This window comes from Deltaproteobacteria bacterium HGW-Deltaproteobacteria-6, from assembly GCA_002840435.1.
Classification (GTDB): Bacteria; Desulfobacterota; Syntrophia; order Syntrophales; family Smithellaceae; genus UBA8904.
Genome location: PHAT01000012.1, coordinates 12,714 through 31,464, shown reverse-complemented (window position 1 = coordinate 31,464; position 18,751 = coordinate 12,714). Strand labels below are relative to the sequence as shown.

Annotated in this window: 18 protein-coding genes; 16 read left to right on the top strand and 2 right to left on the bottom strand. The window is 49.4% G+C overall.

From position 1 onward, the window contains the following. From CVU71_18145 to CVU71_18070, 16 genes are all read left to right on the top strand, one after another. The coding region (locus CVU71_18145; protein ID PKN16998.1) for a heavy metal translocating P-type ATPase at positions 1–1,300 on the top strand (1,300 nt) is incomplete at its 5' end. 118 nt (positions 1,301–1,418) lie between these two features. After that, positions 1,419–1,616 (top strand): hypothetical protein, encoded by a 198-nt coding sequence (locus tag CVU71_18140; GenBank protein ID PKN16997.1) that lies wholly within the window; start codon positions 1,419–1,421, stop codon positions 1,614–1,616. 568 nt (positions 1,617–2,184) lie between these two features. Beyond that, the gene (locus CVU71_18135) at positions 2,185–2,649 is read left to right on the top strand and encodes a DUF2318 domain-containing protein (GenBank protein PKN16996.1); all 465 of its coding nucleotides are present in this window, start codon (positions 2,185–2,187) and stop codon (positions 2,647–2,649) included. Positions 2,650–2,668: 19 nt separating this feature from the next. After that, the gene (locus CVU71_18130; protein PKN16995.1) at positions 2,669–3,088 is read left to right on the top strand and encodes a hypothetical protein; all 420 of its coding nucleotides are present in this window, start codon (positions 2,669–2,671) and stop codon (positions 3,086–3,088) included. Between the two features lie 54 nt (positions 3,089–3,142). Next, positions 3,143–4,249: an ABC transporter permease gene (locus tag CVU71_18125; GenBank protein ID PKN17001.1), complete on the top strand. Its 1,107-nt coding sequence runs from the start codon at positions 3,143–3,145 to the stop codon at positions 4,247–4,249. A 9-nt stretch (positions 4,250–4,258) separates the two neighbouring features. Then, on the top strand, positions 4,259–4,960 hold the full coding sequence (locus CVU71_18120) for an ABC transporter ATP-binding protein (protein PKN16994.1): 702 nt from the start codon (positions 4,259–4,261) through the stop codon (positions 4,958–4,960). A gap of 2 nt (positions 4,961–4,962) precedes the next feature. Beyond that, positions 4,963–5,319 (top strand): hypothetical protein, encoded by a 357-nt coding sequence (locus CVU71_18115; GenBank protein PKN16993.1) that lies wholly within the window; start codon positions 4,963–4,965, stop codon positions 5,317–5,319. Positions 5,320–5,525: 206 nt separating this feature from the next. Next, positions 5,526–6,119 carry a hypothetical protein gene (locus CVU71_18110; protein ID PKN16992.1) on the top strand — a complete coding sequence of 198 codons (594 nt, stop codon included), beginning with the start codon at positions 5,526–5,528 and terminating at the stop codon, positions 6,117–6,119. A 278-nt stretch (positions 6,120–6,397) separates the two neighbouring features. Continuing rightward, positions 6,398–6,928 carry a hypothetical protein gene (locus tag CVU71_18105; protein PKN16991.1) on the top strand — a complete coding sequence of 177 codons (531 nt, stop codon included), beginning with the start codon at positions 6,398–6,400 and terminating at the stop codon, positions 6,926–6,928. A gap of 114 nt (positions 6,929–7,042) precedes the next feature. Further along, the gene (locus tag CVU71_18100) at positions 7,043–7,447 is read left to right on the top strand and encodes a hypothetical protein (protein ID PKN16990.1); all 405 of its coding nucleotides are present in this window, start codon (positions 7,043–7,045) and stop codon (positions 7,445–7,447) included. Further along, positions 7,431–8,711 carry a hypothetical protein gene (locus tag CVU71_18095; protein PKN16989.1) on the top strand — a complete coding sequence of 427 codons (1,281 nt, stop codon included), beginning with the start codon at positions 7,431–7,433 and terminating at the stop codon, positions 8,709–8,711. The genes CVU71_18100 and CVU71_18095 overlap by 17 nt, the downstream gene beginning before the upstream one ends. Then, entirely contained in the window at positions 8,708–9,964 is a 1,257-nt protein-coding gene (locus CVU71_18090) for an efflux RND transporter periplasmic adaptor subunit (protein PKN16988.1), read from the top strand. Before CVU71_18095 ends, CVU71_18090 begins: the two co-directional genes overlap by 4 nt. Positions 9,965–9,981: 17 nt before the next feature. Then, positions 9,982–13,158 carry a CusA/CzcA family heavy metal efflux RND transporter gene (locus CVU71_18085; protein ID PKN16987.1) on the top strand — a complete coding sequence of 1,059 codons (3,177 nt, stop codon included), beginning with the start codon at positions 9,982–9,984 and terminating at the stop codon, positions 13,156–13,158. Between the two features lie 31 nt (positions 13,159–13,189). After that, complete coding sequence (locus CVU71_18080) at positions 13,190–13,486, top strand: hypothetical protein (GenBank protein ID PKN16986.1); 297 nt, start codon at positions 13,190–13,192, stop codon at positions 13,484–13,486. A 46-nt stretch (positions 13,487–13,532) separates the two neighbouring features. Beyond that, positions 13,533–13,736, top strand: a complete 204-nt coding sequence (locus CVU71_18075; GenBank protein PKN16985.1) for a YHS domain-containing protein — start codon at positions 13,533–13,535, stop codon at positions 13,734–13,736. A gap of 149 nt (positions 13,737–13,885) precedes the next feature. Continuing rightward, positions 13,886–16,309, top strand: coding sequence for a copper-translocating P-type ATPase (locus CVU71_18070; GenBank protein PKN16984.1), 2,424 nt, complete (start codon positions 13,886–13,888; stop codon positions 16,307–16,309). A gap of 99 nt (positions 16,310–16,408) precedes the next feature. Here the strand turns inward: CVU71_18070 and CVU71_18065 are convergent, their stop codons facing one another. Together CVU71_18065 and CVU71_18060 are read right to left on the bottom strand one after the other, a co-directional pair. Continuing rightward, positions 16,409–16,783 (bottom strand): hypothetical protein, encoded by a 375-nt coding sequence (locus CVU71_18065; GenBank protein PKN16983.1) that lies wholly within the window; start codon positions 16,781–16,783, stop codon positions 16,409–16,411. Positions 16,784–17,337: 554 nt separating this feature from the next. Next, the gene (locus CVU71_18060) at positions 17,338–18,249 is read right to left on the bottom strand and encodes a hypothetical protein (GenBank protein ID PKN16982.1); all 912 of its coding nucleotides are present in this window, start codon (positions 18,247–18,249) and stop codon (positions 17,338–17,340) included. Between the last annotated feature and the right edge of the window lie 502 nt (positions 18,250–18,751).

Below are 18,751 nucleotides of genomic sequence, written 5' to 3'. Positions count from 1 at the left end.
CGAAACGGGATCGTTTGAATACCGCGTGACGGCAGAGGCAAGCCATTCGACGCTGGCTCGGATCATCCACGCCGTCGAGTCTGCCCAGGGCAGCCGGGCACCAACGCAGCGCTTTGTTGATCAGTTTGCCAAAATTTATACACCTGCTGTTTTTGCACTCGCGTTTTTGGTGGCCATCGTACCACCGCTGGTCTCAGATGCAGCATGGTTAGACTGGATATACAGGGCTTTGGTGTTGCTGGTGATTGCCTGCCCATGCGCACTGGTGATTTCAACGCCCGTGACCATTGTCAGTGGTCTTGCTGCCGCTGCCCGCAAGGGAATCCTGATTAAAGGAGGCGTGTATCTCGAAGAAGGCCGCAAGCTTAAGGCACTGGCGCTCGACAAGACGGGTACAATTACATACGGTAAACCGGTACAGACCGATTTCATCGCGCTAAGCGGTGAGGCGAGCGAAACCCGAATACTGGCGGCCAGCCTGGCCTCACGCTCCGATCATCCGGTTTCACTGGCCGTTGCCCATGCTGCTGAAGAAGCAGGACTGACGCTGCGCGATGTGAATGATTTTGCGGCCATTCCCGGCCACGGCGTCAAAGGTAGTATTGCAGAGCACCTCTATCAACTTGGCAACCATCGTTTGATCGAAAATCTTGGATTGTGTTCGAAAGAAATCGAGACCAAACTCACCGCACTGGAGAGCCAGGGCAAGACTGCCGTATTACTGGCTAACCAGACCGGGGTGCTTGCTATTTTTGCAGTTGCCGACACAGTGCGGGAAACGAGCCGTAAGGCCATCGCCGACTTGCATTTGCTCGGTGTGAAAACATTAATGCTTACCGGCGATAATGTTCATACGGCCGAAGCAATCGCACGAGAGGTCGGTATTGATGAGGCAAGGGGCAATTTACTGCCTGAAGACAAACTCAAAACGATCGAAAGCCTCCTGATAAACGGGAATAGCGGCAAGGTAGGCATGGTGGGCGACGGCATCAATGATGCCCCCGCGTTGGCCCGTGCGGATATTGGCTTTGCCATGGGTGCTGCCGGTACGGACACCGCCATCGAAACGGCTGACGTGGCGCTGATGGACGACGACCTGCGAAAGATTCCCGCCTTCGTGCGCCTGTCTCGGGCCACGGCTCGGGTGCTGACACAGAACATCGTGCTGGCACTCGGCATCAAGGCTGTGTTTCTGGTTCTGACCTTGACCGGGCAGGCAACAATGTGGATGGCGGTCTTCGCCGACATGGGCGCGAGTCTACTGGTCGTGTTCAATGGATTGAGGTTGCTGCGTCGATGACGTTCGAGCATATCTCTGTGATTGGAAGGGCCTGAAGGTTGCTTGGCTTTGAGCAATCAATCATGCCACCCCCGCTAGGCCTGATCCTCTTATCTATGGGCAAAGGTATGAACTGTCGATGGGCAGAATGAAAGCCTGCCGCTCTGAGATGAGGATGGAAAGACGAGTCATAACCCCGATGCGGGAGAAGGTGTCAAATATGTTTTGGAAAAAGATACAACTGCGTCCAGGAACGTACAAATTTTTCCTCGGCCTGTCTGCCGATGATTATTTCAAAGAAGTGGAGATAACACTGAAAGAAGGGGACTCTATTTAGCTTGAATTCAAACCCATTTATAAACACAAAACCCACCCTACAAGGATATCTGACTTTAAAAGGGTATAAAGGAATTTAAAGTCTCTCTGAATGGTGTGTGCTTTTAGTTAGAAAAGAGAGATAACCGATCCATATGGAAGACCTGCTGAAAAAGAACCTGATGCGGCAAAGGCATGAAGAGCAAAAGTCAGTTGCTCATCGGGTCTTCCTAAAAGTTCTACGTCATGTTCTACTTTATCGGCTTGGAAAATACGGTATTGACAACCCTCCCAAGAAATAATCGATCTCTGCGGGAGCCCAACGCAGAATAGTCTACAGCGCTGCAGACTATTCTGCATCTCCTGATCCATTCAACTTATATCTTTGAAATCAAACGTCGCTTAAATGATGAAATCAAAGAGTGTGAGATTTCTGATGCAAAATTAATATCATTCATTATTAGATGCTTGCAGAGTGTTTCTCCGGGCACCTCGTAATTATTTTATGGCGCTGAATGCTCCGACTCTTTTTTGGCATGTTCTTTGTTTAATATCAGAAGCGGGTAAATAGGCAAAATGGAGGTTGCGGGATGAAGAAAAATTTTATCATCACATTAATGGTATTGGCCGTCGGATTTCTGCCGGCGGCGGGCCATGCGGCGTTCTGGCAGAAGACGAAGGTACTCACTCCCAAGCAGGGTGAACTCCTGATACCTGTCGCCGATGTCAGTGACGGCAAGGCTCATTTCTTTAAAGTCAAGGCAAATGACGGGACGATGGTTACTTTTTTTGTCCTGAAGAGCAGGGACGGCGTCATTCGGGCGGCGATCAACGCTTGTGACGAGTGCTACCGGGCCGGTAAAGGGTATGTGCAGGACGGTGACTCTATGGTCTGCGAACAATGCGGCCGGCGATTCGCCTCCGACAAAATAAATGTGATCGCCGGAGGGTGCAATCCGGTAGGTGTTGATCGAAAAATTGTGACCGATCAGTTGATCATCAGCATGAAGGATATCAACCAGAAAAGCTGGTATTGCCAGTTGCAGAAAAAGTAAAGGACGCGCTGACAATCTTATGCCATACAATCCGGAAACACATAGAGAAAAGCGTGAAAAAGTACTGGGTGTCAGAAAACGGGGAATCAGCTTGGGGGTTTTGGCTGTTGTGGTTTCCAGCCTGATCCTGATCGGCTTCGGCGCTGTCGTCATTCCCAAATCCGTTGCGTGGTGGAATGGCCGCAACCTGGAGGATGCCATCTTTAAATTGAAGGATGGCGGCCCCTGGCCTGCCGACGTCGTCGCCGCTTTGGGCCGGCAGACCGGAGTAAAGAAGACAATGACCGACAAAGGCGGGACGCGGCTGGTGATTACTTTTGACCGGACCGTTTTTGACGCCCGAAATGTCACCCCCTTATTTGAGAAAAATGGCCTCAACGCCATTCTCCTGAACCGGATCGACCACTCACAGCACATGCGGGGCATGCAAAAGGATTAACCTGTGAAGCTTTATCATATTTCCTTCAATAACCTGAGGCGGCGCAAGGGCAAGATGATTTTTCTCATTCTTGGCCTTTTCGTCGGTGTTGCCACTGTTGTCAGTCTTTTATCCATTACGGAGACGATGACCCGTGACGTCGAGGATCGTCTTGACCGTTTCGGCGCCAATATCGTTATGGTGCCCCGCAGCGACAATCTTTCACTCAGCTATGGCGGCATCACTGTGGGGGATGTCAGTTATCAGACCGTGGAGTTTGACGAATCCCGGCTGAAGGATATCCGGCAGATAGAGAACGCCAGGAATGTCGGGATCATCTCTCCCAAGACTATCGGCACCGCCACCCTGAAAGACAGGAAAGTTCTTCTGGTCGGGGTGGATTTTAAGTCCGAACTGGCACTGAAGACCTGGTGGCAGCTCGACGGTGAAGCCCCGTCGGCGGTAAACGAACTGATTGTCGGCGCAGACGCGGCCGAAGCGCTGCGCGTGGTTCCTGGGGAAAACGTCATCATCGCCAAAAGGGGATTTGTGGTTGCGGCGATTTTGCAGAGGACGGGGGCATCGGAGGACGGCATCATTATGGGAGACCTGCACGAAATCCAGGAAATTCTGCATAAGCAAGGCAAGGTGTCCCTGGTGGAAATAGCCGCTTTCTGCCGCGGGTGTCCGGTTTCGGAAATTGTCCTCCAGATCGCAGAGAAGTTTCCCGATGCCCGTGTGACCGCTCTTGAGCAGGTGGTTATGTCGAAGATGCAGTCCGTGGAGATGTTCCGGTCCTTCAGTTACGGCATCGCAACGCTGGTCAGCGCAATCGGTGCTCTTCTGGTCTTTGTGACCATGATGGGCGCTGTAAACGAGCGGACCCGGGAGATCGGCATCTTCCGCGCCATTGGTTTCCGCCAGGGCCATATCATGCAGATCGTTCTGATGGAGGCATTTATCATCGGGCTTATTTCCGGACTTCTGGGCTTTATCGGGGGAAGCATGATTACGTGGGTTGTGGTTCCGCTGATCCTGAAGGGGGGAAGCGCACCCATTTTGAATCTTGGCCTCGGCGGAATTTCCATTCTGCTGGGCGTTTCCTTAAGCCTTGTGGCCGGTCTGTACCCGGCCCGCAAGGCCAGCAGGCTGGATCCCAGCGAAGCTCTGAGAGCGTTATAGGAGAAAATAATGGAACAGGATCGGCATTTGATTGAAATCCGGGGCATCGGGAAAAATTATCAGGCGGGAGACACGCTCGTCCATGCAATCCGGGAGATGAATTTCTATGTTGATGATGGCGAATTTGTGGGCATCATGGGGCAGTCCGGCTCCGGGAAGAGCACATTGCTGTCCGTCATCGGGGGGCTCAACCACCCCACGAAAGGCAGCGTCTGCGTGGACACGCTTGATGTTTATGGCCTCACCAGTGAGCAACGAGCGGACTTCCGCAGTGAATATCTGGGCATTGTTTTTCAATCCTTTCAGCTTATCCCTTACCTTACCGTTGTGGAAAACGTGAAATTGCCCATGGCTGTTACCGGCATCAAAGATAAAGAACAGCAAAAAAGAGCTCTGCAAATTCTGGAGCGCGTCGGACTGGAAAATAAGGCCAGGCGCCTTCCGGACCAGCTTTCCGGAGGGGAGCAGGAACGAGTGGCCATTGCCCGGGCTCTTGTGAATCAGCCGCCCATTCTGCTTGCCGATGAACCTACGGGGAACCTCGACACCGAAACAGCGGAAAGTGTCATGGCCTTACTGACCGCTTTGAATGACGAAGGGCAGACGATCATCATGGTGACGCACAACCCGGGCGTAACTCGTTTTGCATCACGGACGATCCATGTCAAAGACGGATTGGTGTTTCTCGACGAGGCTTGCGGCAAAAACTGACCATGAAGAAGATCCTGATTGTTGATGATGACCATTCCTGCCGGCGCGTGCTGGGGTATAATCTGGAAACAGAGGGGTACCAGGTCTTGTCCGCGGCATCGGGCGAAGACGGCCTTGCTGTATTTCGTGAACAGAATCCCGATCTGATCATCACGGATGTGAAGATGAGCGGCATGAGCGGCTTGGATCTCCTTCAGGCTATCAAGAAAGTCCGCCCCAGTATGCGGGTCATCGTGATAACGGCCTTTGGAACGGCGGAAAATATTGCTGCGGCCATGAAGCTTGGCGCCTGTGACTATATAACCAAGCCATTTAATCGCGATAGATTGAATCAGGCTGTCGGGAAGGCCTTCAACTGACCAGTCTTATCCTTAACGGACTGGAGAATATTCAGATGCAATGTAGACTATTCTACAGCTTGTTGCTCTTCCTGATAAAATAGCTAATAGTTACAGTGTATTAAATTTGGCATGCCTTTTGTAATTAGAGCTAATATCGTTTTGCAAGATGAAACGAAGCAAATTTGTTCGGACAATTTACACAATAGAACTTAAAGGGGAAAATGATGTTTAATCAAAGAAAAAATATACCATGGATTATCATGTTGACCATTTCCATGACTTTGATGTCTGGTCTGGTCTTCGCGCAGCACAATCATGATTATGGCACAACCTCGCCGGTTAGTGGTCAGGACCAGAAATTATTGGATGAACTTAAAGGCATAGATGGCAAGCAGGCAATGGAACTTGCCAATAAATGGCGGCAAAGGAATCCGGATATTACCAGTTTCGTGACTCCCGATGCGGTCAATTTTAAGTTCAAAGACGGCAAAACCATCAGTGTGCCTCTGCCGGATGATCAAATGGTTGTATCCATCGCACCATACATTAACACAACTCATAAATGTGCGACTCATTATATGTCAAAATGCGATGCAGAACTGAAAAACGTTCCTCTAAAAGTCTTGGCCATCACCGCGGAAGGCAAAACCGTGATTGATAAAACTTTTAAAACGCCGTCAACCGGTTTTTTTGATCTCTGGTTGCCGCGGGACCAGGAAATTATCATATCCGTAAGTGCCCGGGGGAAGAAAGCAACTGGCAAGATATACACATATCGGAACAGCAAGACATGCGACACAACACTTAAATTGGAATAATTGGACCAAGCTGATTATAAAATTAACGTATAACTATAACCAATAAAGGAGAAGATCGATGTTTAATTTACGTAAAATATTGCTAGGAGTTATTATCTTGGCGACTTTTGTTGTTTTAGGTTGCGCCATGGGAGAGACGCAACGCGACCATGATCATGGCGCGGCACCAGCCGCAAACACGAAACATCACGGTATGTCGCACTAGATATCTATTGCCGACAAGTCTGCCTAGAAGGCAGTTGAGGATACTTAAAAATTTATTTTGAAGGAGAAGATCGATGTTAAAATCAACGAAAATTATGCAAGGAATTGTTGTCTTGGCGGCATCCGTTATTTTAAGTTACGGTATGGCTGAGGCGCAACACAACCACAATCATGGCGCGGCCCCTGCCGCCAAGATGGAACATCAAGGCATGTCCCATCAAATGTCTATGGCGGACAGGCCTGTTCAGGTGGCTGATATTCAGGGACTGAGAGTTTCTCTGGACGTCATGGATATGGGCATGCATGTCCATATGCAGGGCATGAAGGGTAATCCCGTGCCGGACACCTACGACGCCAAACAAAGTCAGGCGATCATGGTGATGATTAAGTCTCTGGCATCCAAGGAAACTGTTAAGGACGCCGATGTTACCATTACGATTATTACCCCGTCAGGCAAGGAAAAAACAGGCAAGGCGCCGTGGTGCGGAGATCATTACGGCGAATCTTTCACCCCATCGGAAAAGGGCACCTATCAGATTGTCATAAAAGTAGAAGGACAGGAAGGAAAGGGGCAAACAACCTTCAAGTATGAATTTAAAGGTTAAATGACATTTATAAACTTGACTTACGGAAAACATGCATTAGAATAAATTTTTAGTCGTCGGGAAACAATTTACTAATCTGTGTTGACTTAAGAATAAATCAAGAAATCAGGAGGAATGAAAACCATGAAGCGAGCTACTTTATTTTTGGCTGTAATGGTGCTGTTGGCCGTCAGTATTACAGCCTATGCCAAAGATTATGAGATGACGAAGAAGGCCGGTGATTACACCGTTCAGGTAGGGATTGATAAGAATCCGCCGGTAACGGGTAATAATAATGTTGCAGTTGTGATTAAAGATGGAGCGGGGAAGGATGTCACGGATGCAGCAGTAGTAATTGATTATGGCATGCCCGCCATGCCCGGTATGCCGGCAATGAACTATAAAACGGATGCCACTTTGAAGGGCAATCGTTACGTGGCGACTCTGAATTTCTCCATGTCGGGTCCCTGGTCGGTAGCAGTCAAAATCACGAGGGGCGGAAAGACGCAATCGGTGAAACTCAATGTGGATGTTAAATAGTCTATCAAAGCTTGGTATGGCGTTACTCGGCTTGCTTTTGCTTGCCGGGTCCGCCTTTGCCCAGGATCTGAAGCTGGATGATCTTGTTAACGAGGCTCTGAAAAACAATCCGGAAATCCAGGCTTTCGGATCCAGAATCGACGGAGCAAAGCAGCGCATTCCTCAGGCAAAGAGTCTGCCCGATCCCATGCTCATGTTCGGTTACCAGAACGAGGGCTTCAACCGTTATACCTATGGCGAGGAACAAGGCGCGCAGTGGATGTTCGGGGCAACGCAGCAATTCCTTTTCCCCGGCAAGCGCGCCTTGAAAGGGGAAATGGCCCTGAGGGATGCCGAAAGCCAGGAAGCCATGCTGGAACTCCTGAAACTCCGGACGGTCTCTCGTGTCCGGGAGCTTTACCTGGATCTGTTTCTGGCCTACAAAAATATCGACCTCCTGAGAGAGCGGCAGGTTCTCTTCGCTCGCGTCGAAGAGTTGGCCATCGTCCGTTACAGTGCGGGGAAAGGCATGCAGCAGGAAGTGCTGATGGCTCAGACCGAAAAATACATGCTTCTGGAAAAAGAGGCAATGTTCAGACAGAAGATCGAGTCCCTCGAAGCTATGCTTAAAGCAGCGATCGGCAGAGATGGGGGTGCGACACTGGGACGGCCCGGTAATCCATCCTATGAACCATTTTTTTTCAAAGCTGAAGAAGCTGTCCAAATGGCGCTCAGCCATTCACCCGAGATTAAATCCCGGGGCAAGATGATTGAAGCAGCGGAAACCAAGGTCAGGATGGCCAAAAAAGAATTCTTTCCGGACTTCAGCGTCAATGCCAACTATTACAAGCGGACGGGCGATTTCATGGACATGTGGAGCCTGACATCGACCATTAACATTCCAATCTATTTCTTTACGAAACAGAAGCCGGCTCTTTCCGAAGCAAAGGCAGGCCATGTGCAGGCGAAGCAGGAGTTGGAAGCGGCAAAACTTATGATCACGGCGGCAATCAGGGACAATATGTCTATGATCAGATCGGCCGATACCCTGATGGAGCTATACAAAAACGGTCTGATTCCCAAAAATACCCAGGATGTGGATTTGGCTCTTTCAGGATATGCCACCGGAAGGACGGAAGCTATCGTTGTCCTTTCCAGGCTGAAGACTCTGCTGGAATACGAGACACAATACTGGACGCAGTTTACAGAAAGACAAAAGGCCATTGCCCGTCTCCATGCTGTTACAGCAGGCCTGGATTCGAAGTCAGGAGGTGAAAAGAAATGAGATTTATTGCAATAATGCTTATCGCCATCTTATCTGTGATTCCTGTGACACTTCATGCTCAGGGGCATGCAGGACACTCTGCGCCACCACCGGCGGCACCTGCCGTCGCCAAGCCCAAAGCCGCTGCGCCTCAGCCGAAAGCTCCTTCTCAGGTACAGCAACCGGCGCAAGCAGTGCAGGAAGCACCTCAGGTTGAGATTGCACCGGAACTGCAACAGCGTATCGGTGTCAAGACCGTTGCGGTAACCGTCAAACCCATTCAGAAAACCATTCGGACCGTGGGGCGAATTGAAATTGACGAAAGAAAACAGGCCACTGTTAATACAAAAATAGAAGGTTGGATTGAGAAACTTTACGTGGATTACACAGGACGTTATGTAAAGAAAGGTGAGCCCCTGGCGGAAATCTTCAGTCCGGAACTCCTGGCCACACAACAGGAATTCATCAATACAAAAAAATGGGCGGGAAAGCAAGCAACCCCAACAAAGCAGGCCGGTCATAATCATGACGCTAAAGCAGATACACCAGAGCCGGTTTCCGTCATGAAGCAGATGCTGGAAAAGGATGCCACAGTCACCCTGGAAGCGGCAAGGCAACGGCTCCGTCTCTGGGACATCTCGGAGAAGCAGATCAAAAAGATCGAGGAGACGGGACAGCCTGTCCGTACCCTTACCCTTTATAGCCCGGCCAGCGGTTATATCACCCAGAAAATGGCAATTCAGGGGATGAAGGTTATGCCGGGAGAAAAACTCTTCGACGTGGCCGATCTGTCACGCATCTGGATCGTTGCCGATATCTATGAATATGAGCTGTCAGCCGTGCGCGTGGGGCAGCCCGTGAAGATTACCCTCAGCTATTTTCCGGGTCAGGAATGGGCATCGCGAATCGATTTTATTTATCCCGTCTTTTCCGCGGAAACACGAACTGCTAAAGTGCGTTTAACCCTTTCCAATCCGGGAGGTGCTTTGAAACCGCAAATGTTTACCAATGTGGAAATCCGTATCGATATGGGAAGAAAGCTTATGATCCCTGATTCGGCTGTTATGGATACGGGTAAGGGCCAAGTGGTCTATGTGGACCGGGGAAATGGTTTTTTTGAACCCCGCGAGATCCGGACGGGGCTCAGGGCTGATGGTGCTGTTGAAGTCCTGCGTGGCCTGAAGGCGGGAGAAAAGGTGGCCTCTTCGGCTAATTTCCTGATCGATTCCGAAGCACAACTTAAAGGGATCAAACCACTGTCTAACCCTAAATAAAATAATAAGGTCTTTCTATGATCGCCAAAATAATCGAATTTAGCGGCCGGAATAAATTTGCAGTCTTTCTGATGATGGCCCTGGCCATTATCTGGGGACTCTGGGCCTTGAAGCACACGCCTCTTGATGCTCTTCCGGATCTGAGTGATACGCAAGTAATCATTTATACGGAATGGACGGGGCGCAGCCCTGATCTGGTGGAAGATCAGATTACCTATCCGATCACCTCCACATTGCTGGCCGCGCCGAAAGTCCAGGCCGTGCGCGGCTATTCATTTTTAGGCAGTTCCTTCATCTACGTCATTTTTAAAGAGGGAACGGATATCTATTGGGCCAGAAGCCGTATTCTGGAATACCTGCAAGCGGTAAAAAATAAAATACCCGCCGATGTCAACCCGGTTCTCGGTCCCGATGCCACCAGTTTGGGATGGGGCTTTTCTTATGCCGTCGTTGATGAAACGGGGGGACATGACCTCTCCGAACTTCGGAGCATCCAGGACTATCTTCTCAAACTCGGTCTTGAAAGTGTGCCCGGCGTTTCCCAGGTGGCCAGCATCGGCGGCTTTGTAAAACAGTACCAGATCACCATCGATCCCAACCGCCTGAACGCGTATAACATTCCTATAACAAAGGTCATGGAGGCCGTCAAAAAGAGCAACCGTGACGTGGAAGGGCGCGTTTTGGAACTGTCCGGCGTCGAATATATGATCCGCGGACGGGGATATGTGAAAGGCCTTCAAGATTTGGAAAATATCGCCGTGGGCGCGAGTGCAGGCGGAACACCAATCTATTTAAAGGATGTGGCCCGTATTCAACTGGGGCCGGAAATCCGCAGAGGGCTTGCGGAATTGGACGGCCGGGGTGAAGTAGCCGGTGGCATTGTGATTGTCCGTTCCGGTGAAAATGTCTTGAATGTTATCGAGCGGGTTAAGGAAAAAATCGACAAAGATATTACACCCAGTCTTCCCAAAGGCGTAAAAATCGTCACAACTTACGATCGTTCGGATCTCATTATGCGATCCATGTCCACGCTCAAAGAGGAGATTATCAAACTGATCATAGCAGTGAGTGTGGTCTGCCTGGTCTTTCTTTTCCATTTGCCCAGTGCCCTTGTGGTCATTCTTACACTGCCTATCGCCATTCTCATGGCCTTTATCAGCATGTATTATCTGGGTGTAACGTCTAATGTCATGAGCCTTTCAGGCATCGCTATCGCCATCGGCGCCATGGTGGACGCCGCCATCATCATGGTGGAAAATGCCCACAAGAAGCTTGAAGAGTGGGAACAGCAGGGAGAACCAGGGAACCGGGTTGACGTTATTATTGAAGCAGCCAAGGAAGTGGGTCCCTCTCTTTTCTTTTCGCTCCTCGTTATTACGGTGGGGTTCCTCCCCGTCTTCACCCTAGAGGCTCAGGCCGGGCGGCTCTTCAAACCCCTTGCCTATACGAAGACATTTGCCATGCTCTTTTCATCTTTCCTGGCCGTTACCCTGACACCGGTTCTGATGACTCTGTTCATCCGGGGCAAGATCCGTTCTGAGGAGAGAAATCCCATCAGCCGAGTCCTGCATAAGGTCTATGAGCCCGTTGCCCATGTAGCTCTCCGTTTCAGAAAGACGGTTATTATTATTGCCATAGTAATCATGGCTGTCACCGTATACCCTTTCATGAAACTGGGCTCCGAATTTATGCCACCTCTTTACGAGGGAACATTGTTCTATATGCCCGTGACAGTACCCGGCGCGTCCGTTTCCGAAGTCGGGACACTCCTCCAACTTCAGGACAGCATTCTGAAAAAAATCCCGGAGGTCGCCCAGGTATTCGGCAAGGCCGGGCGTGCGGAGACGGCCACGGACCCAGCGCCCCTGGAGATGTTTGAAACCGTTATTAATCTGAAGCCGGAGGACCAGTGGCGTCCCGGCATGACCACGGAAAAATTGAAAGACGAGATGAATGATGCCCTAACCATCCCCGGTGTGGCAAATTCCTTTACGATGCCTATTAAGGCGCGCATTGACATGCTGGCTACCGGCGTCCGGACTCCCGTCGGGATCAAAATCCTGGGGCCGAATCTTGAAGAAATCGAAAAGATCGGTCTGGCCCTGGAGCATCATTTAAAAGATGTTCCCGGAACCAGGAGCGTCTATGCCGAACGGGTAACAACGGGTTACTTCCTCGATATCGAAATCAAGCGCGATGAAGCCGCACGGTATGGCCTTACGGTGGATGATGTGGGCGAGATCGTCCAGACAGCCATCGGGGGCATGAACCTGACGATAACGGTGGAGGGACGGGCGCGCTATCCCGTCAATATCCGCTATCCCCGTAATTTGCGCAACGACGTGGAGCAGATGAAGCGAATTCTTGTGCCGGTAATGATTTCCGGTGGCGCTACGCCGGTACAGGCTGGTCCGGGAGGTATGGCGGCACCGCCGAGGATTACGCAGATTCCTCTGGGTGAAGTGGCTGATTTCAAGATTGTGAAGGGTCCCACGGCCATCAAAAGCGAAGAAGGACTTCTTACCGCTTATGTCTTCGTTGATATCACCGGGCGTGATATGGGCGGCTATGTAGAGGAGGCCAAGAAAAAAGTATCGACGTTGAAAATCCCCGAAGGCTACAGACTCACCTGGAGCGGGGAATATGAAAATCTGGAGAAGACTCATGAGCGGTTGAAGATGGTCATTCCTCTGACCCTTTTTCTCATCTTTGTTCTTATTTACCTGAACACGAGATCAACGGTCAAAACAATGATTGTCCTTCTCGCCGTGCCTTTTTCTCTAGTCGGATCGTTCTGGTTACTCTACATTCTCAACTACAACATGAGCATTGCCGTCTGGGTCGGCATCATCGCGCTGGCCGGTCTCGATGCGGAGACAGGGGTGGTCATGCTCTTGTATCTTGATCTGGCCTACGAAAAGTGGAAGAAAGAAGGCCTGCTGAAAACGAAAAGTGATTTGAAGGATGCCATCATGTTCGGCGCCGTCAAGCGTATTCGTCCGAAGATTATGACGGTGAGTGTTATCCTGGCGGGACTTATCCCCATCATGTTCAGCCACGGAACGGGTGCGGATATCATGAAGCGTATTGCCGCACCGATGGTGGGCGGCGTAATAACATCCACCATTCTGGAATTAATTATTTACCCGGCGATATACATGATCTGGCGGTCAAGATCTTTGGAAAAAGATTAACGATTCACGATAATTGATAAAAGGAGGTATTATGGATCAGAAACAAATTGCCAAACAGTGGATAGAGTTTAATAAAACTGCCTTCGATAACACTTTTAATGCTATGACTGTGCTACAGGATCAAACCGAAAGGCTAGTTTCCCGTTTTTTGGAGAAAGCAATATATTTCCCGGAAGAAGGGAAAAAGGCAATCCATGACTGGATAAATGCCTACAAGAAAGGCCGGGAAGATTTTAAAGCCACGGCGGATAACAACTATAAAAAAGTAACCGACTACTTTGCTGATTTTCAGAAAGAGACAGCAGCGAAAAGCGGCGAAAAAAAATAACCGCAAGCGTAGTCATGAAGTGAAAAAGGAAAGGCTAAAAATCCCGATGCCTCTCAATCGAGAAAAGGATGCGATCATGGAAAAATCAAAATCTGTGACCAAAGACCCCGTCTGCGGGATGACTGTGGAGGAAGCAACCGCTATTAGCGCCGAACGTGATGGTAAGAAGTTCTACTTTTGCAGTGACCACTGTCGGCAAAAGTTTCTGTCCACCCCAGTTGGCACTAAGCCGAAGAGCAAGCCTGAATGATGTTATGGGTACAAGCGCGACATATACGTTAACCTCGTGTTCGCTTCCACCCGCAACTTACTCACTGGTCCGTAGGGTGTGTACCGGCTTTTTGCGCGCAATAGGCGTGGCGATGTTTTGAGATATGTAGTCGAGTCAGCGAGGGAAAGATGAAGATCACCGATCCCGTATGTAAAATGACCATCGAAGAAGAGGACACTGTTGCAACGTCATCTTATAAAGAGAAAACGTATCATTTCTGTTCTGATCACTGCAAAGAATCACTCGACAGCGACTCTGAATCGTACCTTGTGGCGGCAGGAGCTGACGGTAAAAAAGAGCAGGTAGAGGTTAGAACTAAAGCTGAGTGGACCTGCCCCATGCACCCCGAGATTATTCGGGACAAGCCGGGCCATTGCCCGAAGTGTGGCATGTCCCTGGAACCCAAAACGTCTATGCCGGTAACGGGAAAGGTAGAATATACCTGTCCAATGCATCCGGAAATCATCCGCGATAATCCGGGAAACTGTCCGAAATGCGGCATGGCATTGGAACCGAAAACCGCCTCGCTAACCGAGACAGAGAGCAACCCTGAATATGAGGACATGCGCAAGCGTTTCATTGCAGGTGCCATCCTGACAGTCCCTCTGCTGATCATCGCCATGCGTGATATGATTCCGGGCGGCAGGCTTCTCGATACGCTGGCTGCCGCCAAAACCTATCTCTGGATGGAATTCCTGCTTGCAACGCCGGTTGTCCTCTGGGCGGGATGGCCTTTCTTCGTCCGGGGTGTCCAGTCTGTAATCAACAGAAGTCTTAACATGTTTACCCTGATCGGCCTTGGGGTTTCGGTAGCCTACCTTTACAGCTTGATCGGCGTGTTGTTTCCCTATCTTTTTCCTACGACGATGCAGACGGCAAAAGGTACCGTTGGGGTCTATTTTGAGGCCGCGAGTGTCATTGTTGTTTTAATATTGCTGGGGCAGGTGCTGGAATTGCGGGCCAGAAGCCGGACCGGGACGGCCATAAAGAAACTGTTAGGTCTGGCGCCCAAGACCGCCCGAAAAATAGACACTGAGGGGAATGAAAGCGATATCCCCTTGACGCATGTCATGAAGGGCGATCGTTTGCGCGTCCGGCCGGGAGAAAAGATTCCCGTGGACGGCGTCGTTCTGGAAGGATTAAGCAGTGTCGATGAATCGATGATATCCGGCGAACCGATACCGATTGAGAAACGAGCTGGGGACAAGCTCATCGGTGCTGCGGTCAACGGCACCGGCTCATTGATTATGGAAGCCCGCAAAGTTGGCGCCGAAACCGTTCTGTCACAAATCATCCGGATGGTGTCCGAGGCCCAGCGAAGCCGCGCGCCGATTCAGAAACTGGCCGATGTTGTGGCCGGATATTTTGTGCCGGTTGTGATCGCTGTCGCACTGATTGCTTTTGTCATCTGGTACTTTTTCGGTCCCGAGCCCCGATTAGCCTTTGCACTGATTACCGCTGTCTCCGTGCTGATCATTGCCTGTCCCTGTGCATTGGGTCTGGCAACGCCGATGTCGATTATGGTCGCAACCGGGAAAGGAGCAACGATGGGGGTCTTGTTTAAGAATGCCGAGGCGATTGAGACTTTGAGGAAAGTGACGACGCTTGTAGTTGACAAAACCGGAACGTTGACCGAGGGCAAGCCGAAACTCATGCAGGTTGTCGTGGTTCCGGGTATGGATAAAGACAGAGTGTTGTTGCTGGCGGCTTCGCTTGAGAAGAGCAGCGAACACCCATTGGCGGCAGCCATTGTCGACGGGGCTATCCATCAAGGGATCAACCTGACCAATACGAATAATTTTGTCTCCCATACCGGCAAGGGTGTTTCCGGCGAAATTGATGGCCAGCCCATCTTACTCGGCAACAGCGCATTGTTGGAAGAGTTTAAGATTGATGCCGGCTCCCTGGCTCAGCAGGCCCAAGGTATGTGGTCCGAAGGGCAGACAGTCATGTTTGTGGGGATTGCAGGAAAGATTGCCGGAATGCTCTCGGTTGCCGATCCGATCAAAGAGACCACACCTGAGGCAATCAAACAACTGCACGCCGAAGGCATCCGGATTGTGATGTTGACCGGTGATAATAAGATAACGGCCCAGGCCGTTGCAAAAAAGCTTAATCTGGACGAAGTGGTCGCCGAGGTTCTGCCGGATCAAAAGGCAATGGCGATTAAAAAGTTTCAACAAAGCGGGCGTGTTGTCGCCATGGCCGGTGACGGGATCAATGATGCACCCGCTTTGGCTCAGGCACAAGTGGGTATAGCAATGGGAACGGGCACTGATGTCGCCATGGAAAGTGCCGGCGTTACCCTGGTGAAGGGAGACCTCACCGGCATCGTCCGCGCAAGACGTTTGAGCAGCGCCACAATAGCCAATATCAAGCAAAACCTGTTCTTTGCCTTTATTTACAATGCCATCGGCGTACCTATCGCGGCGGGTATACTTTATCCCAACTTTGGCATTCTTCTCAGCCCGATCATTGCTGCGGCGGCTATGAGCCTTTCCTCAGTTTCCGTGGTCGGAAACGCCCTCAGACTGAGGAGAGTAAAGATATAGCATAATGTGGTTTTCTTGGTACGGATGTCTTATAGTGCTTCTTTATCTTCGGCTATTAACAACTATGCAATCTTCACATTATGGGCTATGGGATAATCTCTAGCCTCTTGAATCGACCTCGTAATCTTTATTAATAATGCCTTTATTTTTATCACCGCGGACATGTGGCGGAATCCAGAAGCGGCCAATAAGGCGGCCGAATAAAGGCGCTTTCACGCTATATTCCCGCATGTGGCCCCGGCAAAAATGAATTCGGTTGGACCAAAGATCCTTCTTGCTGTCAGTGGAGTCTTTGCCGTGACCAACATTTATAATTTTTAAAGTGTAAAAGGAAACCAAAGGCAGTTTGCCTTTGGTAGCGCGTTTCTGTTGAATTTTTTTATTCGGCGTTTCCAACTCGGTCATAATATTTTTGCAGGATAAAATGTTTAAAAAGGCATGGAGATAAGCATAGCTGTGCATTATATGGTTCATAACTTCATTATCGCTTTTTTCAGATAGCAGTGTGTTTTCTGATCTCCTACCACTATTGTCATATTCAAGCTGTTTTTGATTCGGGTAAAAGATGTTGCCACCAGTAAAATTGCGAGTTATCCTTTCAACATTAACAAAAACAGCCAAATGTGGCTGATCACCAAATCGTAAGTCTAGGAGAGTGTCAGTCCTAAAAAAGCAGTTTGCTAGTGTTAAACTATTATTAATATCCGTGGATAAATACCACTCCAGAGAGTCGTTAAAATGTATAACCATGTTTCGATAGGGCAACAACGATGGCAACGCCTCTTTTATCGTTGGGCGAAGATGTGCCGCCGCAAATTCTTCCAGTCGCTCATTAATCCTGAAAACGACTGCGTCCCGAATTTTATCAGGTCCTAAATGGATATTTAATTCCCTCAAATCATCGATCAGCATTTCTTCCCCTATATGCTATTCTATTGTATATTCATTTAGTACCTTACTTTCCAGCTTTTTCTTGGGGGATAGTTTGATCTTTACTAAAATTGATCAATCGCGTCATCTTTCAAATATTATGGTTTATCCCAATGAGGAATAAAATATTGTTGATCTTTCCAAACAACGACAAAGCCCCCATTTTCCTGAATAGATATATGGTCATCTTTAAGCTTAGCCCCCGCATTCCTTGGCAATTGATGAAAATATGTTAATGCGACTGAAAGCCATTTGCGTCGAAACTCATCGCTGTCGTTCACCTCACGCAACAATTCGATCAATTCTTTCTCAAGTCTTTTCTGTTGCATTTTGGCGACCTGCTTTTTCTCGATTTTTATTACAAGGCTGAGGCCGTATGATCTATTTAAATGGTTGATAAAGCCGGTCACAGCAGCTTTCTGCCCTGGTGATTTCCGAAGGTACTGGTCAAAGGCCTTTTGGGTCGGGAGTTTTGCCCCAGTATCATCTGTTGCAATCAGTAAGGAAGCAGCAGGTCTTAGAGCAAGTCTGACAGAACGAAGCTTTGTCTTTTTTGATTTTATTCTATTGATCAAAATGCTCCTATAATTACCCAGTGCGCATGCTGCCAGAGTATTTCCCGGGATGGAAGCCATAATCGCATCGATACGTCGTTTGTCGGAATCTTCCCCTTTTGCAACGGCATCTGGCAGGATACAGTAAGCCTCCTTGAACCAGCGCATGGGTAATTTGACACGACGCAAACCTTCTGCACCGAACACAGCAAGCAAGTCGGAATATGCAGGAATGCTTTTCCACCGTTTTTCGATTTCCATGAAAAATGGCAAGTAACGATGAATAGTAAGAGCAGCTTTCTGGCTTCCTACCTCTTTTAGGAGCCATTCGCCGAATTCATTAAAGGCTTTTGCCATTACAGGAACAGCAAACCCTGCCATGTCCATTTTAATGCGTTTTCTAAGAGTATTCTGCCAATAACACTCGTTACATATGTTTCCCCTTCCGGCAGGCATAGGGTTTTCACAGGAAGGGCAGGGTATTTCGCCTTCTTCTAAACATTTTTTGCAAATGTGTTTTCCGTCCGGTGTTTCATGAAGCAGCCGGTAGCGTCGGCATGCCGGACATGTTCCGTAATCCTGGCTTGCACACTTGAGGCAAACAGGGATTTCGATGTTTATTCTTTTAACTCGTGTCAGACGATTGACCAACTTGCCGCAGGAAGGGCAGGGTGTGAGTTCATTAAAATGCGGAGCACAACTGTTGCAAGCTGGTCCATAGGGTGTGATTTTCCCCGTCTTGTATTCTGTTTTTCCGCAACGTATGCATGGCTTGTCGTTTTCACATTTTTTACAGACGGCCTTTGGGTCGTTTTTAGGCAATCGTGCGTAATTTCTACATTTGGGACATAACCTTCGCTTGAAGACGCGGGCGTAGCATGTGGCACAGTAGCGGAGTTTCTTATAAACGCGTTGGGCCTTTTTCATTTTGCGGCCGCATTCGTCGCAGTTTGTGAGT

Excerpts from the sequence above, each read along its gene's own strand:
- CVU71_18140 (PKN16997.1), top strand. The coding sequence starts at position 1,419 with ATGGGCAGAATGAAAGCCTGCCGCTCTGAGATGAGGATGGAAAGACGA.
- CVU71_18135 (PKN16996.1), top strand. The coding sequence starts at position 2,185 with ATGAAGAAAAATTTTATCATCACATTAATGGTATTGGCCGTCGGATTT.
- CVU71_18130 (PKN16995.1), top strand. The coding sequence starts at position 2,669 with ATGCCATACAATCCGGAAACACATAGAGAAAAGCGTGAAAAAGTACTG.
- CVU71_18125 (PKN17001.1), top strand. The coding sequence starts at position 3,143 with ATGATTTTTCTCATTCTTGGCCTTTTCGTCGGTGTTGCCACTGTTGTC.
- CVU71_18120 (PKN16994.1), top strand. The coding sequence starts at position 4,259 with ATGGAACAGGATCGGCATTTGATTGAAATCCGGGGCATCGGGAAAAAT.
- CVU71_18115 (PKN16993.1), top strand. The coding sequence starts at position 4,963 with ATGAAGAAGATCCTGATTGTTGATGATGACCATTCCTGCCGGCGCGTG.
- CVU71_18110 (PKN16992.1), top strand. The coding sequence starts at position 5,526 with ATGTTTAATCAAAGAAAAAATATACCATGGATTATCATGTTGACCATT.
- CVU71_18105 (PKN16991.1), top strand. The coding sequence starts at position 6,398 with ATGTTAAAATCAACGAAAATTATGCAAGGAATTGTTGTCTTGGCGGCA.
- CVU71_18100 (PKN16990.1), top strand. The coding sequence starts at position 7,043 with ATGAAAACCATGAAGCGAGCTACTTTATTTTTGGCTGTAATGGTGCTG.
- CVU71_18095 (PKN16989.1), top strand. The coding sequence starts at position 7,431 with ATGTGGATGTTAAATAGTCTATCAAAGCTTGGTATGGCGTTACTCGGC.
- CVU71_18090 (PKN16988.1), top strand. The coding sequence starts at position 8,708 with ATGAGATTTATTGCAATAATGCTTATCGCCATCTTATCTGTGATTCCT.
- CVU71_18085 (PKN16987.1), top strand. The coding sequence starts at position 9,982 with ATGATCGCCAAAATAATCGAATTTAGCGGCCGGAATAAATTTGCAGTC.
- CVU71_18080 (PKN16986.1), top strand. The coding sequence starts at position 13,190 with ATGGATCAGAAACAAATTGCCAAACAGTGGATAGAGTTTAATAAAACT.
- CVU71_18075 (PKN16985.1), top strand. The coding sequence starts at position 13,533 with ATGCCTCTCAATCGAGAAAAGGATGCGATCATGGAAAAATCAAAATCT.
- CVU71_18070 (PKN16984.1), top strand. The coding sequence starts at position 13,886 with ATGAAGATCACCGATCCCGTATGTAAAATGACCATCGAAGAAGAGGAC.
- CVU71_18065 (PKN16983.1), bottom strand. The coding sequence starts at position 16,783 with ATGAACCATATAATGCACAGCTATGCTTATCTCCATGCCTTTTTAAAC.
- CVU71_18060 (PKN16982.1), bottom strand. The coding sequence starts at position 18,249 with ATGCCTGCCGGAAGGGGAAACATATGTAACGAGTGTTATTGGCAGAAT.